The sequence below is a fragment of the Kyrpidia tusciae DSM 2912 genome (genome assembly GCF_000092905.1).
GTDB classification, from domain to species: Bacteria; Bacillota; Bacilli; order Kyrpidiales; family Kyrpidiaceae; genus Kyrpidia; species Kyrpidia tusciae.
Genome location: NC_014098.1, coordinates 2,407,358 through 2,420,187 on the forward strand (window position 1 = coordinate 2,407,358; position 12,830 = coordinate 2,420,187).

General features: G+C 59.1%; 13 protein-coding genes and 1 riboswitch. Of the genes, 4 read left to right on the forward strand and 9 right to left on the reverse strand.

Annotation, left to right across the window (positions count from 1 at the left end):
- Position 1 precedes the first annotated feature (1 nt).
- From BTUS_RS11990 to BTUS_RS12005, 4 genes are all read right to left on the reverse strand, one after another.
- On the reverse strand, positions 2-1,015 hold the full coding sequence (locus BTUS_RS11990; protein WP_041305867.1) for an alpha-ketoacid dehydrogenase subunit beta: 1,014 nt from the start codon (positions 1,013-1,015) through the stop codon (positions 2-4).
- 92 nt (positions 1,016-1,107) lie between these two features.
- A complete protein-coding gene (locus BTUS_RS11995; RefSeq protein WP_013076336.1) occupies positions 1,108-2,109 on the reverse strand; it encodes a thiamine pyrophosphate-dependent dehydrogenase E1 component subunit alpha in 1,002 nt (333 codons plus the stop codon).
- A gap of 167 nt (positions 2,110-2,276) precedes the next feature.
- Positions 2,277-3,854: a sigma-54-dependent Fis family transcriptional regulator gene (locus tag BTUS_RS12000; protein ID WP_041305870.1), complete on the reverse strand. Its 1,578-nt coding sequence runs from the start codon at positions 3,852-3,854 to the stop codon at positions 2,277-2,279.
- Positions 3,855-4,151: 297 nt separating this feature from the next.
- Positions 4,152-4,445, reverse strand: coding sequence for a DUF3055 domain-containing protein (locus tag BTUS_RS12005; RefSeq protein WP_013076338.1), 294 nt, complete (start codon positions 4,443-4,445; stop codon positions 4,152-4,154).
- A 203-nt stretch (positions 4,446-4,648) separates the two neighbouring features.
- Positions 4,649-4,815, reverse strand: a riboswitch (cyclic di-AMP (ydaO/yuaA leader).
- Between the two features lie 76 nt (positions 4,816-4,891).
- Between BTUS_RS12005 and BTUS_RS12015 the strand changes: the two genes are divergently transcribed.
- Positions 4,892-5,071: a hypothetical protein gene (locus BTUS_RS12015; RefSeq protein WP_013076340.1), complete on the forward strand. Its 180-nt coding sequence runs from the start codon at positions 4,892-4,894 to the stop codon at positions 5,069-5,071.
- Positions 5,072-5,104: 33 nt separating this feature from the next.
- On the opposite strand, the gene bcp is transcribed toward BTUS_RS12015, so the two are convergent.
- Entirely contained in the window at positions 5,105-5,575 is a 471-nt protein-coding gene (gene bcp / locus BTUS_RS12020; protein WP_013076341.1) for a thioredoxin-dependent thiol peroxidase, read from the reverse strand.
- Positions 5,576-5,798: 223 nt separating this feature from the next.
- Between bcp and BTUS_RS16970 the strand changes: the two genes are divergently transcribed.
- Entirely contained in the window at positions 5,799-7,121 is a 1,323-nt protein-coding gene (locus tag BTUS_RS16970; RefSeq protein WP_013076342.1) for an ATP-binding protein, read from the forward strand.
- A gap of 102 nt (positions 7,122-7,223) precedes the next feature.
- Here the strand turns inward: BTUS_RS16970 and BTUS_RS12030 are convergent, their stop codons facing one another.
- The 3 genes from BTUS_RS12030 to BTUS_RS12040 form a co-directional block, all read right to left on the reverse strand.
- Positions 7,224-7,502, reverse strand: a complete 279-nt coding sequence (locus tag BTUS_RS12030) for an HU family DNA-binding protein (RefSeq protein ID WP_013076343.1) — start codon at positions 7,500-7,502, stop codon at positions 7,224-7,226.
- 141 nt (positions 7,503-7,643) lie between these two features.
- Positions 7,644-9,209 (reverse strand): long-chain-fatty-acid--CoA ligase, encoded by a 1,566-nt coding sequence (locus BTUS_RS12035; protein ID WP_013076344.1) that lies wholly within the window; start codon positions 9,207-9,209, stop codon positions 7,644-7,646.
- 104 nt (positions 9,210-9,313) lie between these two features.
- Positions 9,314-9,706 carry a hypothetical protein gene (locus BTUS_RS12040; protein ID WP_013076345.1) on the reverse strand — a complete coding sequence of 131 codons (393 nt, stop codon included), beginning with the start codon at positions 9,704-9,706 and terminating at the stop codon, positions 9,314-9,316.
- A 183-nt stretch (positions 9,707-9,889) separates the two neighbouring features.
- Here BTUS_RS12040 and BTUS_RS12045 point away from each other — a divergent pair, with 183 nt between their 5' ends.
- Positions 9,890-10,642, forward strand: a complete 753-nt coding sequence (locus tag BTUS_RS12045) for a pseudouridine synthase (RefSeq protein ID WP_013076346.1) — start codon at positions 9,890-9,892, stop codon at positions 10,640-10,642.
- Positions 10,643-10,721: 79 nt separating this feature from the next.
- Here BTUS_RS12045 and BTUS_RS12050 read toward each other — a convergent pair whose 3' ends face one another.
- On the reverse strand, positions 10,722-11,825 hold the full coding sequence (locus BTUS_RS12050) for a citrate synthase/methylcitrate synthase (RefSeq protein WP_013076347.1): 1,104 nt from the start codon (positions 11,823-11,825) through the stop codon (positions 10,722-10,724).
- Positions 11,826-12,105: 280 nt separating this feature from the next.
- Between BTUS_RS12050 and BTUS_RS12055 the strand changes: the two genes are divergently transcribed.
- Positions 12,106-12,777 (forward strand): PspA/IM30 family protein, encoded by a 672-nt coding sequence (locus BTUS_RS12055; RefSeq protein ID WP_013076348.1) that lies wholly within the window; start codon positions 12,106-12,108, stop codon positions 12,775-12,777.
- The last annotated feature ends 53 nt before the right edge of the window (positions 12,778-12,830 follow it).

The following is a 12,830-nucleotide window of genomic DNA, read 5'->3' on the forward strand; positions in this document are numbered from 1 at the left end:
GCTACGCCTCCCGAATCAATTCCCGGGCCGCCCGCTCAATGGCGTCAACCCCGGGGAGCACGAAATCCTCTAAGGGGTCACTGTAAGGGATGGGGACATCCGGGATCGCCAATCGCCGAACGGGGGCCTCCAGCTCGTACAATGCCCCCTCAGCCACCGTCGCCGCCACTTCTGCCGTCATCCCATACGACAGGTAGTCTTCGTCCACGACGAGCAGGCGGTGGGTTTTCTTGACCGACTGCACCAAGGTGTCCCGATCCAAAGGGGCAAGAGAACGCAGATCCACGACCTCCGCCTCGATTCCGTCGGCCGCCAGCCGTCCGGCCGCCCGAACGGCGTAATGGGTCATCATTTGAACACCCACGATGGTCAGATCTCGGCCCTCCCGCACCACCTTCGCCTTCCCCAAAGGCACCGTGTAGGGTTCGGCGGGCACTTCGCCTTCCGATTCTGGAATGGGGTCCATCCACCCGAGCCCCTGCAAGGATTTGTGAAACATGAACAGCACCGGATTATCGTCCCGGATGGCCGAGATCATCATTCCTTTGATATCATAGGGCGTTGACGGGGCCACTACTTTCAAGCCCGGAAGGTGCGCAAAAGTCGCGTACAACGTTTGGGAATGTTGGGCAGCGTCGTTATAACCGCCCCCCACCGCCGTCATCAACACCATCGGAACTTTAACATTCCCGCCGGACATGTAGTGGATCTTGGCCATATGGTTATAGATTTGGTCCATGCACACCCCGAAAAAGTCCACGAACATCAGCTCGGCGATGGGCCGCATCCCCTCTACCGCGGCACCGATTGCCGCCCCGATGAAGCCGGTCTCAGAAATGGGCGTGTCCCTCACTCGATCCGGACCAAAACGGGTGAACAGCCCTTCCGTGGACCCGAAAATTCCCCCGTATTGCCCAACATCTTCCCCCATGACGAACACCCGGGAATCCCGCTCCATTTCCTGAGCGATGGCCTCCGCCAACGCCTTTGACCCCGTCAACCTTCTGCCGGTCATTGCCGTCAACTTCGATCCCTCCTCATTCTTTCTCAACCCGTCGCGCCAAACAACAAGTACCCTTCTCCGGGTGCGGGCCGATCCTCGACCTTTTAGCCTTCCGAGGTTTTCGCAAATACGTCTTCGAGCGCCTCTTCCCCCCGGGGCCAGGCGCTGTCCCTGGCAAAGGTGTAGGCCTCGTCCACTTCCCGCTTCGCCTGGGCCTCTAGCCCGGCCAACTCTTGTTCCCCGGCGACCCCCTGCTCGACCACGTACCGTTTCAGCCGCTCGATGGGGTCTTTTTGCCTCAAGTGGCTCACTTCGTCCTTTTCTCGGTACACTTCCGGATCGCCCTGAAAATGACCGAGATACCGATACGTTTCGATCTCGATGAGGGTAGGGCCCTCCCCGCGCCGCGCCCGGTCCACCGCTTCTTCCGCGACCCGATACATTTCCAAGGGATCATTGTCTTTGACCAGGGCCCCGGGTATTCCGTAGGCGGCGGCACGAATGGCATTATTGGCCACAGCAGTCGATTTCGATTTTGGCACAGAGATTCCGTAGGCATTGTCTTCAATCACCATAATTACCGGTAATTTCCAAAGAGCCGCGAGATTTAACGACTCATGAAAAGCCCCGGAGTTTGCCGCACCCTCCCCGGCAAAAGCCACCGCCACCCAATCGGTGTTGTTCATTTTGTTGCTGAGGGCCGCCCCCACCGCCTGGGGCATCCCCGCCCCCACGATCCCGCTGCAGGAAAATTTCACCCCCGGATCAAACAGATGCATGTGGCCGCCCTTTCCTTTTCCAAGCCCGGTCTTCCGCCCGAACATCTCCGCGGTCATGCGTTTCAGGTCAACCCCTTTGGCAATGGCGTGGTGATGAGGCCGATGCGGGGCGGTCACCGTGTCTTCCCTGCGCAAGTGCGCACAGATCCCCACCGCTGCCGGTTCTTGGCCCGCAGCCAGATGCATTTCTCCGGGCACCGTCCCGGCCCCGATGTTAAACACGGGCATCTTGCCCTCGGTGTACACCTTTACCATAGTTTCCTCAAAATACCGGATTTTGACCATCGTCTCGTACATCCACATCAGCTTGTCCGCAGGAATGGCCACCCGGGCTCCCCCCTTGTGGAAAGAATCAACACCTTCCTCAATATATGCAAAAAACATGCCGGCCTATGCACCGGCTGACCAATCGTCAAAATTCGCCTGAGACCCCACGGAATTTTGCCCTTTAAACCTTCTGTCTGACCGCTTCCGGGAATGGCCCGCGCAACGTCTCACCTGTCCCATCCTGTTCCGCCTTGTTTCAACCACCGGTACAGCGTGCTTCGGGAAACCCCAAGCCGCCGGGCGGCTGCGGACACATTGCCGCGGGTGCTCTGAAGGGCGTCTGCCACTGCCTCCTTGCGACTGGGGATACTCCTTCCGGGCATTGCCCCGGTTCTATGTTCAGCGTCCAGAAAAGAAGCCAACCCCTCGGGACCGATGATCGGCGAATCATCAAAAACGGACGCACAAACTATAACATTCCGTAGTTCACGTATATTTCCTCTCCACGGGTAGTCCTGGAGCAGGCGCAATGCGGCGGGATTCAATTTTTTGCCCGTACCGGTCGTATCCAGCAAATACTGCGCCAAATCAGGGATGTCCTCCTTCCGCTCCCGCAGCGGCGGAACGTGAATCGGAAGGACATGAAGGCGGTGAAACAAATCTTCCCGAAACGCCCCCTGGCGAACGAGTAACCCAAGATCCCGGTGTGTAGCAGAGACCAGCCGGACATCCACCGGGATCTCCTCCCGGCCGCCAATCGGTCGAACCGCCTTTTCTTCAAGGACTCGAAGCAGGGCGAGCTGCATTTGTGGGGGCATCTCCCCGACCTCGTCCAGGAACAAAGTTCCTCCTTCAGCAAGCCGAAAAGCCCCGGGATATCCCCCTTTTTTGGCACCGGTGAAAGCACCCTCCTCATAGCCAAATAATTCACTTTCCAGGAGATGTTCAGGCATCCCCCCGCAGTTGAGGGCCACAAAGGGGCCACCTCTTCGGCCGCTTCTCCGGTGGATCCATCGCGCAAGGAGTTCTTTGCCCGTCCCCGTCTCTCCCAAGAGGCAAACCGGATAATCCACCCGGGCCGCCCGTTCGGCCAAGTCGATACACCTGCGGAAGGATACGCTTTTGCCGATCATCCCCTCAAAATCAACTCCCACTTCCCGGGACTCCACCGCTCCATCCCCCTGTTGGGGCATCCGAGCGATGACGTCCTCCACGTGGGCTCCCATGGTCGCCACGACGCCCAGGAGATAGGGGTGGGCCGATTCCAGCGGGCCAGATAAATTCAACACACCAAAAACGTTTCCCTTCGGGTCGCGGAGAGGCACGGCAGCGCAGCACCAGGGGTGCGTCGCCACCACGTAATGCTCGTACCCCGCCACGTAGACAGCGTTTCCGACCTCCAGCGCTGTTCCGATCGCATTGGTGCCCACCGCCGCCTCCGACCAGTCAGCCCCCGGAACAAACTGGATCTCCCGGGCCCTTCGAAGGGTGTCCGGATGACCGATCTCGCTCAGGATTCGTCCATCCGCATCACAGAATAAAGCGACCATCCGCTGCTCCATCAATAAACCGTGAATTTTATGTAACAAGGATTCAACTTCTCGAATCGGGTCAGCGTATTTGTGACGCTGCAACTCTAAATCCTCCGGCTCCAGCACAATGTCTCCGCGGTCCCGGTATGGATCCACCCCGTAGCGCCGGCTTCGCACCCACGACTCGCACACGTCCCTGGATACGCGGTGGGCGTCCAGCGTCCCCTCCCGCACAAACCTTTTCCAGGTTCGATACAACAAGGGCATCTCCATCCTGCCCGTCCCCCCGTTCCGTTCCGCCGGACTCGTCCCCGGCACAATTGCTCGGCCACCAAGAACAAAAAATCCTCCGGATGCCTTTTGGCGGCCCGGGCACCGGACGACGACGTCCGCGTCCGACGGGCCAACCCGGCATCCCGGAGGCCATTGATGAGGCGATACTGAAACCGAACCAACGAGATCGACACTGAGCCATCGGAAGTTGACATCGTGGGCAAAGGGTGGTCAACACACAGGATAAGCATTGGGAGAGAAATCGCGCCCGTAGAAAAGGGCACGCACAAGCCTGCATCAGAATTGCTCGCCTCGTGGCGGATAGGACAAAACGCTCGTGAGGTAATGGCCCAATTCGGTGGCCGTTTCGCCGTCGTCAATTCCAAAATGCTGGGCCACCCGCTGCGGATCTTCGGCATCGTGGGCGTCCATGATGCTCGCCCGCCCGGTCTGTAGGCACATCACAATGCTCTTGCCCATAAAATGTTGGGAATACGTCACTGCCAGATCGAATCGCGTGCCGGCCACATCCAACGTGGCAAAATGAGTTCGGGTATCTTCCGTTTCTGAAAACAAAACGTGCTCACCCATTCCTCGATCCCCCCTTGTCAATGTCTGATGCGCGGAAGGTACCCGACGTTTTGCACGCCTTTGACTTTGCCATAGCGTGTGGCAATCCGGCGCGCCTCATACACGGTACTGCTTCGCGAACGGAGACGCCACGGGGTGGTGGGGAGCCGCAGGGACACAAAAACCCCGCCTATGAGAAGTCCTTGGCCAGGCGGGGCTTTCGCCACCGCTCCCTCCAACGCTTGCGAAGTTAGCTGACGGGTTCGGGTGGAGAGCTCACCCTACCGAGCGGATGAAACATTCTCAAATCTTCTGAGAACAGCCCGCCCGGATTCACCCCACACATGGGTCCTCCGCTTCCACTGGACATGGAACTCAGCGTCTCCGTTTTCACCATCATACATGAAAAAGGGAATTTTGGCAATGAGCGATTCGTTCACAATACGTTCACGCAAGGGGGAAGCGTCATGCATCCGATACCCGCAGTCCTTCTCTCACTGGCCGTCGCCCTCGGGGCAGGCTGGTTCCTCGGAGTGCCCTTATGGATTGCCCTTATGATCGGCGCAGGTTCCATTGCCGGGGCCGCCGTCCTTCGCTCCGTCTACCACGGAGTCGAACGCCGCTTCCGGAGCCTCAACCGGCGGTGATTGCCAGGAGCCGGCCAGGCCGGCTCCCCGCCCTCAGCCGTTGCTCAACTGGCGGACATCCTCCAATACCTGCTCCATGTGTCCCTCCACCTTCACCCGAGGATAGATCTTGCGGATCACCCCGTCGCCGTCGATGAGGAAGGTGGTTCGTTCGATCCCCATGGATTTCTTCCCGTAGCGGGTTTTCTCCTTGTACACGCCGTAGGCCGTAGAAACGGCTGCGTCCTCGTCGGACAACAGCGGAAAGGGAAGCTGATATTTCTCCGCGAATTTTTTGTGAGAACTCGGGGAATCGGTGCTCACCCCGAGGATGACGGCGCCGACTTCAGAAAAAGCCTCGTGAAGATCGCGAAATCCGCAGGCCTCTTGCGTGCACCCCGGCGTATTGTCCCGGGGATAGAAGTACAGTACCACCGGTTTTCCGCGAAAATCCGCCAGGCTCACCGTCTCGCCCGTCCCGGTGGGAAGTGTAAAATCGGGTGCCTTCTGACCTTGCGCCACCATGTGGATCCCCTCCATCTCCCCTCCCCGCACTCCTGAACCCATTCGTTCTGGGCCCGGGCGGGGATGACATCTCACTCGCATTCGAAACTCGGTGACCAATCCTTTTCACTGCCAGCATACCATAATTCCCATCCAGATACACGCCGCTCCCTTGCTCTGCGGCCCCGAGTCTCCTACAATGGGGACGAACCCAATGATGCTGATTGTTTAAGGAGAGTGCATCATGCCATCAATTCTTGCCCCATGGATGTTTTTCCACGGGTTGTCCGACGACCCAGCCGTCGCGGCAGCCGAAGACTGGATAGAAACCAAAAACCCCGAGGTTGCGGCGACCTGGTTCCGCGCTCTCCTCCGCTTTGCCGCGGAAGAAGATCCTATCCCTCTCCCCTCCACCGTCTCCCTATGGCAATCGTACCTCCTTCACCGGCTGTTCTTTTCGACCTTCCCGTCTCCGGATGAGGGGAAAGAATGGCATCGGGCGCTTCAAGGTGGCCTCGCGGCAGATCTGAGGCGACTGCGCCCTTTATACCATTTGGATCCCGCTCCGCTCCTCGAATCTTTAGGCCTTAGGCCAGAGGTCTTGTCCCCGGACTTTACTTCGGCTGCCTCGACCGCCCGGGGGAACACCCTGTTAAATCAGTGGCTCAGCGACCGGTTGACCGAGGTGGCCCGGTCTCTGGAGACGACGGAGGATTGTGCGATCCTCGCCGATCTGTTCACCCGGGCATTCCGAAGCATGGGCAGCGGCCCGGCCGCTCGCCACTGGGTATTTAAATGGGAAGGACCAAGCCGGGGGCTGGCCCCCGTCATCGAGCCCGATCCCATCACCGTGGCAGATCTGGTCGGATATGAGCGGCAACGCAAACAGGTGCTCCAGAACACCGAACAATTCGTCCTGGGACTTCCTGCGAACAATGTGCTTCTTTACGGAGACCGGGGAACGGGAAAATCTTCCCTGGTCAAAGCGCTGGTTCATGAATTTGGCGCTCGAGGATTGCGGCTCGTGGAAGTGGCCCGGCGGGACCTGGGAGATTTTCCCCTCATCGTCCGCCTGTTGCGCCGACGGCCACAAAAATTTATCCTATTTTTTGACGACTTATCCTTCAGCGAAGGAGAGACCTTTTACAAAGACCTTAAAACACTCCTGGAGGGAGGTGTGGAACGGCGTCCGAACAATGTACTGCTCTACGCCACGTCCAATCGACGACACTTGGTGAATGAACGGTTCAGCGACCGGGGATGGCCAACCCGGGGGGATGAAGAGGACGATCTGCACCTGGAGGACACGGTCCAGGAAAAATTATCCTTGGCCGACCGCTTCGGGTTGACGGTGTCCTTCCTGTCCCCGGACCAAGAACTCTTTTTGGAAATGGTGGGCCACATGGCCAAACGGGCCGGTCTCGAAATCGAGGAAGATTCCCTCCGACGTTTGGCCCTCCAGTGGGAACGTCGGCACAACGGCCGTTCCGGGCGCAGCGCCCGACAGTTCGTGGACCATCTGGCCGGTGAACTGGCCTTGGAAAAGAAAAAGGTGGACCTGAGGTGACGAGGGGCGCGGCGTTACACCGCGCCCTCTCCGGATGCCACAGCAGTTTCTGCACACTATGGCTTGGCGGGGTTTCCCGCTTCACCCAAGCCCGTTCGGCACTCAGGCACTCTTGACGGCCTCTTTCAGGGTTTTGCCCGGTCGGAACACCGGCGTCTTGCCACCGGCGATCTCGATCGTCTCCCCGGTTTGCGGATTACGGCCGGTGCGGGCTGAACGCTCCCGAACCTCGAAACTGCCAAATCCGGTCAGCCCCACACTCTCCCCCGCCTGCAGCGCTTCCTGAATCGTATCCAAGACGGCATCCACCGCCGCCGACGCCGCTTTTTTGGTCAACCCCGATTTTTCCGCCACCTTGGCGATCAAATCCTGCTTGGTCACTGGCCCACCTCCTTCCCGAAAACCCGGCCGGGACCGACTTTTCCGGCCGATTCGTCCCTAGTTTCGCCGGATTTCTCGCCGGTCAAACCTGGGCGAATGGCCCCGGGGAATGGATTTCGGGAAGATTCGACCCATGACCCATCATTGTTGGCTGTCCCGAAGGGCCCGCCGCAAGATCTTGCCCACTGAACTTTTCGGTAGCTCTTCCCGAAATTCCACCTCCGTCGGTGCCTTATAGTGAGCCATACGCTCCCGGCAAAACGCGATGACCTCATCCCGGGTCAACGTCACCCCGGGCTTGCACACGACGTAGGCTTTGACTGTCTCCCCGCGGTACGGATCCGGCACCCCCACCACAGCCGCCTCCTGGATGCCCGGGTGGGTGTAAAGGACCTCTTCCACCTCCCGGGGATAGACGTTGAAGCCGCTGGCGATGATGATATCTTTCTTCCGGTCGACAATGTAATAGTACCCGTCCTCATCCCGGGTGGCGATATCCCCGGTGTGGAGCCAGCCGTTCCGAAGGACCTGGGCCGTTTCCTCCGGCCGGTTCCAATATCCTTTCATGACCTGGGGACCGCGCACCACCAATTCGCCGGGCTCTCCGGGCGGTAGTTCTTGTAAACCCGTGGCCACATCCACAATCCGCGCCTCGGTTCCCGCTACCGGCAGGCCGATACTCCCGACTTTCCGCACCCCGTGATAGGGATTGGTGTGCGTCACCGGACTCGCCTCGGTCAAGCCGTAACCCTCGAGAATCTTCGCCCCGGTTTTCGCTTCAAAAGCCCGAAGGACCTCCACCGGCAGCGGTGCGGACCCGCTGTTGCAGATGCGAATCGAGTCGATTCCATATTCCCGGGCCTTGGGATGGCTGTTGACCGCCACATACATCGTGGGAACACCGGGAAACATTGTGGGCTTTGCCGCCTTGATCGCGTCCAGGACCTCGTCTACCTGAAAACGGGGCAACATCACCAGATTCGCCCCCACAGCAATGCCCAAATTCATCCCCACGGTCATGCCGTACACGTGAAACAGAGGCAGAACGAGCAGAATCACTTCTTCCCCGTCCCGCAAACCGTCACGAAAATCCGCCAATGATTGGTAAACGTTGGCAACCAGGTTGCGATGGGTCAACATCGCCCCCTTGGAATAGCCAGTTGTTCCCCCGGTGTACTGCAAAACGGCCGTGTCCTCGGGAGAAATGGCCACCGACGGCGGATCACCTTGGGCGCCGAGAAGGGCCTCCACGGGTTGAACCCGTTCGGTCGCCGGGGTTTGCACCGGACCGGGAAACTGAACGAGATACGCCCGCTCGAGGTGGGTGTTCTCCCAAACCGCTTCGATCTTCCCCCACAGCGGTTCATAAGCCACAATCACCTTTGGATCGGCGTCCACCAGCAGGTGTTCCAACTCAGCCCCGGTGTACATCGGGTTGACCTGGACCACGATGCCTCCGGCAACTAAAACGGCATAGTACGCAATCACATAATGAGGGCAATTGGGCAACATGATCGCCACGCGATCCCCTTTACGCACCCCGGCCGCAGCGAGACCCACCGCGGCTCGCTGGACCATCCACCACACTTGCTCATAGGTCAGGGTGACGTGGTAAAAAGAAACCGCCGGACGCCCGGAGAAGCGCTTTGCAGTATCGCGGAGCATTTCCGGTAACGAAATCTGAGGAAATGAAAACGTTCCACCCATTGTGTCACCTCAATCCCTGAATCTGGAATCCAGTTGGCACATCCCCTTGGGGATCCCTACCAACCGGTCATTCGGACCTCGGCGCGCCGGACCGGGGAGTTCCGTCACGACACCCGCACCAATTCCCTTCCCCGGAACCGCAGCTCTCCACCCCCTTGCAAGCTGAGGATCAAAAGGCGAAATTCCGGGCGAAACTCGGTGCCCACCACGAGCCCGGAGTGAAACTCCAGCCGCCCTTCCACTTGGTTCCCGGGGACTCCCGGGTCGACCACCAAGTACTCCGTCCCGCACAGATCTTGCGCGCCGGTTCCCCGGTGCACCGGAAGGATCCCCCGAAGCGAACCCGATCCGCAGGGAATGGAGAAACCCACCTCGGCGGCCTGAAATGCCTGGAGGAAGGCATTGACCGCCTCGGGAACCCGACCGCCTTCCAACAATTCGCGGACCTGCTGCACGTCTTCCTTTTTCATCTCCACCAATGCGTGGCGTACGGGCACACTTTTCATCCTCCCCGCCGCTTTGATCCTGATCATGTCATTCCATTCGCCGTCTGACTTTCACTTTCCTGCTGAACATTCTGCCGGACCCCGTTGCGCCGTAAGATCCCTTTTCAGTATACTACATATCAATCTGAACCTGCCGAATCAATCTGAAAGAGCCATGTCTGAAAGGAGATCAAGGTGGCGAAACAGCGATTAGACCGCATTCTGGCGGAAATGGGCGTGGGATCCCGCCGGGACATCAAAAAAATGGCAAGGTCCGGGTTGATCGAGGTGGACGGGCGAGTCGTCCGGGACGCTTCCCTACACGTCGACCCCGGACAACAGGTACTCTGTGTCGCGGGGCATCCCGTTCACTATCAGCCTTTTCACTACTGGATGATGAATAAGCCCCCCGGAGTCGTCTCCGCGGTCATAGACCCCAGACACCGCACCGTAATCGATCTGCTCGATGAATCAGACCGCACTCCGCGCCTTTTTCCCGCCGGCCGCCTGGACATCGACACCGAGGGGTTTGTGCTGATCACCGACGACGGGCAGCTGGCCCACGCCATTCTCTCGCCCAAACGCCATGTTTCAAAAACGTACCGCGCCACAGTGCAAGGAAGGGTCAGCGACGCAGATGTCGCCGCTTTCGCCCGGGGCCTGGTCCTCGGCGACGGCTATCGCGCTCTTCCCGCCCATCTGCAAATCCGCGACGCCGGAGAGCGATCCGAGGTCGAGATCGTCCTTCGAGAAGGCAAATTCCACCAGATCAAGCGAATGTTCGCCGCCCTCGGGAAGCCGGTCCTGTATCTCAAACGCGTCGCCATCGGAGGCGTGCCATTGGACCCCGCTCTACCTCCGGGAGGCTACCGCGCCCTGGCCGATGACGAAGTCGCCCGTCTCCGGGAGACGGATCCGCGACTTCCCCCGCACCCCGCCGAATCGTAGACCCTGGCCCTGCGGCCATCTTTCACCGAAGCTCTGAGGCTCCTGGAAGTTCATCTCCGGGGAACCCCTACCTCCGAATTCAGCGCGGCATGGGACCGGTATAAACAGACTGGGGGCGGATCAACCGGTTGTCTGCCGCCTGCTCCAGAACGTGGGCCGTCCAGCCCGCCATCCGGGAGAGAGAAAAGGTCGGAGTGTAGAGTTCCTTGGGGAGCCCCACGGCCCGGAGCACGGCGGCCGCGTAGAATTCCACGTTTGTGTACAGCCGGCGGCCGGGTTTGTACTCTTCCAACAGCCGAATGGCCACATTTTCCACGTGCACGGCCAGATCCAACCACGGGTCATCCCCGGCCACCCGTTTGGCGACGATGGAGAGAGCCTCGGCCCGGGGATCCCGGGTTTTATACACCCGATGTCCGAATCCCATCAAACGCTCCCCGCGCTCCAAAAGGCTGCGCAAGTACGGCTCCGCGTTTTCCTTGGTGCCGATGGCCGCCAATGTCTCGTCCACTTCCGATGGCGCACCTCCGTGAAGTGGACCCTTCATGGTCCCGATGGCCGTGGTCACGGCGGAAGCCATGTCCGAACGGGTTGAAGTGGTCACCCGGGCCGAAAAGGTCGAGGCATTCATGCCGTGCTCCGCCGTCAGCACCAGATAGGCGTCGAGGGCTGCAACGTGTGCCGGGTGGGGCTCCTTACCGAAAAGCATGTACAGGTAATTGGCCGTGTGGCTGAGATCCTCCCGGGGCTCGACAGGCTGCCGACCGTTCAGGCGGCTATGCCGGTAGGTGATGATCGTCGGGACTTTGGCTGTCAATTCCATCGCCTGCTCGACTGTCGGCGGCCATCCGTAGGATTCATTTCCCACGGCGGAAACGGCCGTGCGAAGCACGCTCATCATGTCCACCCCGGCGGGGATGGCGTCGATGATCGTCTTCAGATAATCGGGCAAAATCCGATATTGCGCCATTTTCGCGTGAAACTCCGCCAGCTCCGCGTCCGTCGGCAATTTTCCAAACCAAAGCAAGTACGCGACATGTTCATAGGTGTATTGAAGAGCCAGATCCTTGGCCCAATAGCCCCGATACACCAGATGCCCCCGTTCTCCGTCGACCAGAGCCAGTTCGGTGTCGGTCACCGTCACTCCCTCAAGCCCTTTGTGGATCGTCAACCCCTGGGTCATGATGATCACTCTCCTTTTTCAAAAAAACACAAGATGTTCATTGATGTATAACACAATTATAACAGGTTTTACGTCTGGCTCCAATACAGTAAGGACAAGCGCGCAGGCCTCATGTTACAGCTGGGGAAGGAGATATAAGACACTTGGCGCGACAAGAAAGATTTCTACCAGGAAGATTTTCTTGTCTCGTGTCAGCCTTGCCAGGTATAATAATAGAAGTACGGGGCGGCGGTTTTCGCCGGTTTCCGACAATCTCCACAGAGGAGGAGAACAGCCGTTTATGGGCCTGTTCAAACGATTGCGGGATATCAGTCTCGCCAACATTAACGCGATGCTCGATCGAGTGGAAGACCCGGTGAAATTGCTGGATCAGTACCTGCGGGATATGGAAGAAGATCTGCAGGATGCCGAAGAAGCGGTGGCCAAGGCCATCGCGGTGGAAAAGAAACTGAAGGCCCAATTCGAAGAAGCCCAGAGCCTCGCGGAGAAGCGAGCGAAACAGGCGGAAGAGGCGGTACTGGCTGGAAACGACGATCTGGCCCGGCGGGCCCTGGCGGATAAACGGGAACAAGAAGCAAAGGCAAAGGACTTTCAGAACCAGTATCAAACGGCGAAAGCAAACGCCGATGCCCTCAGGGAAAAACTCGCCGAGATGAAAGAAGAGATTGGCAAGATGCGGAACAAACGGGACACCTTGGTGGCCCGGGCCCAAGCCGCAAAAGCTCAGAAAGAGATCAGCCAGGCCATGTCCGGCATCGGCAGCGACAGTGCGATGCGCGGTTTCCAGAGGATGGAGGACAAGGTTCTGCAACTGGAGGCCGAGGCGGAAGCCTCCGGGGAAGTGTATAAAAAAGAGCGCTCCCTGGACGATGAGTTCGATGAGTTGCGCCGTAATGCCGATGTCGAGGACGAGTTGGCAGCTCTGAAAGCGAAGTTAAACAAAGCGGAATGACCGTCCGCGGGGCGCAAGGCTACCCGGACCAGTGTCAGTAAAACGGGGAGATG

Coding starts and splice junctions, on each gene's coding strand:
- BTUS_RS12015 (WP_013076340.1), top strand. CDS start 4,892: ATGCATCCGATACCCGCAGTCCTTCTCTCACTGGCCGTCGCCCTCGGG.
- BTUS_RS11990 (WP_041305867.1), bottom strand. CDS start 1,015: ATGACCGGCAGAAGGTTGACGGGGTCAAAGGCGTTGGCGGAGGCCATC.
- BTUS_RS12005 (WP_013076338.1), bottom strand. CDS start 4,445: ATGGGTGAGCACGTTTTGTTTTCAGAAACGGAAGATACCCGAACTCAT.
- BTUS_RS12050 (WP_013076347.1), bottom strand. CDS start 11,825: ATGACCCAGGGGTTGACGATCCACAAAGGGCTTGAGGGAGTGACGGTG.
- BTUS_RS12055 (WP_013076348.1), top strand. CDS start 12,106: ATGGGCCTGTTCAAACGATTGCGGGATATCAGTCTCGCCAACATTAAC.
- BTUS_RS12035 (WP_013076344.1), bottom strand. CDS start 9,209: ATGGGTGGAACGTTTTCATTTCCTCAGATTTCGTTACCGGAAATGCTC.
- BTUS_RS12000 (WP_041305870.1), bottom strand. CDS start 3,854: ATGGAGATGCCCTTGTTGTATCGAACCTGGAAAAGGTTTGTGCGGGAG.
- bcp (WP_013076341.1), bottom strand. CDS start 5,575: ATGGTGGCGCAAGGTCAGAAGGCACCCGATTTTACACTTCCCACCGGG.
- BTUS_RS16970 (WP_013076342.1), top strand. CDS start 5,799: ATGCCATCAATTCTTGCCCCATGGATGTTTTTCCACGGGTTGTCCGAC.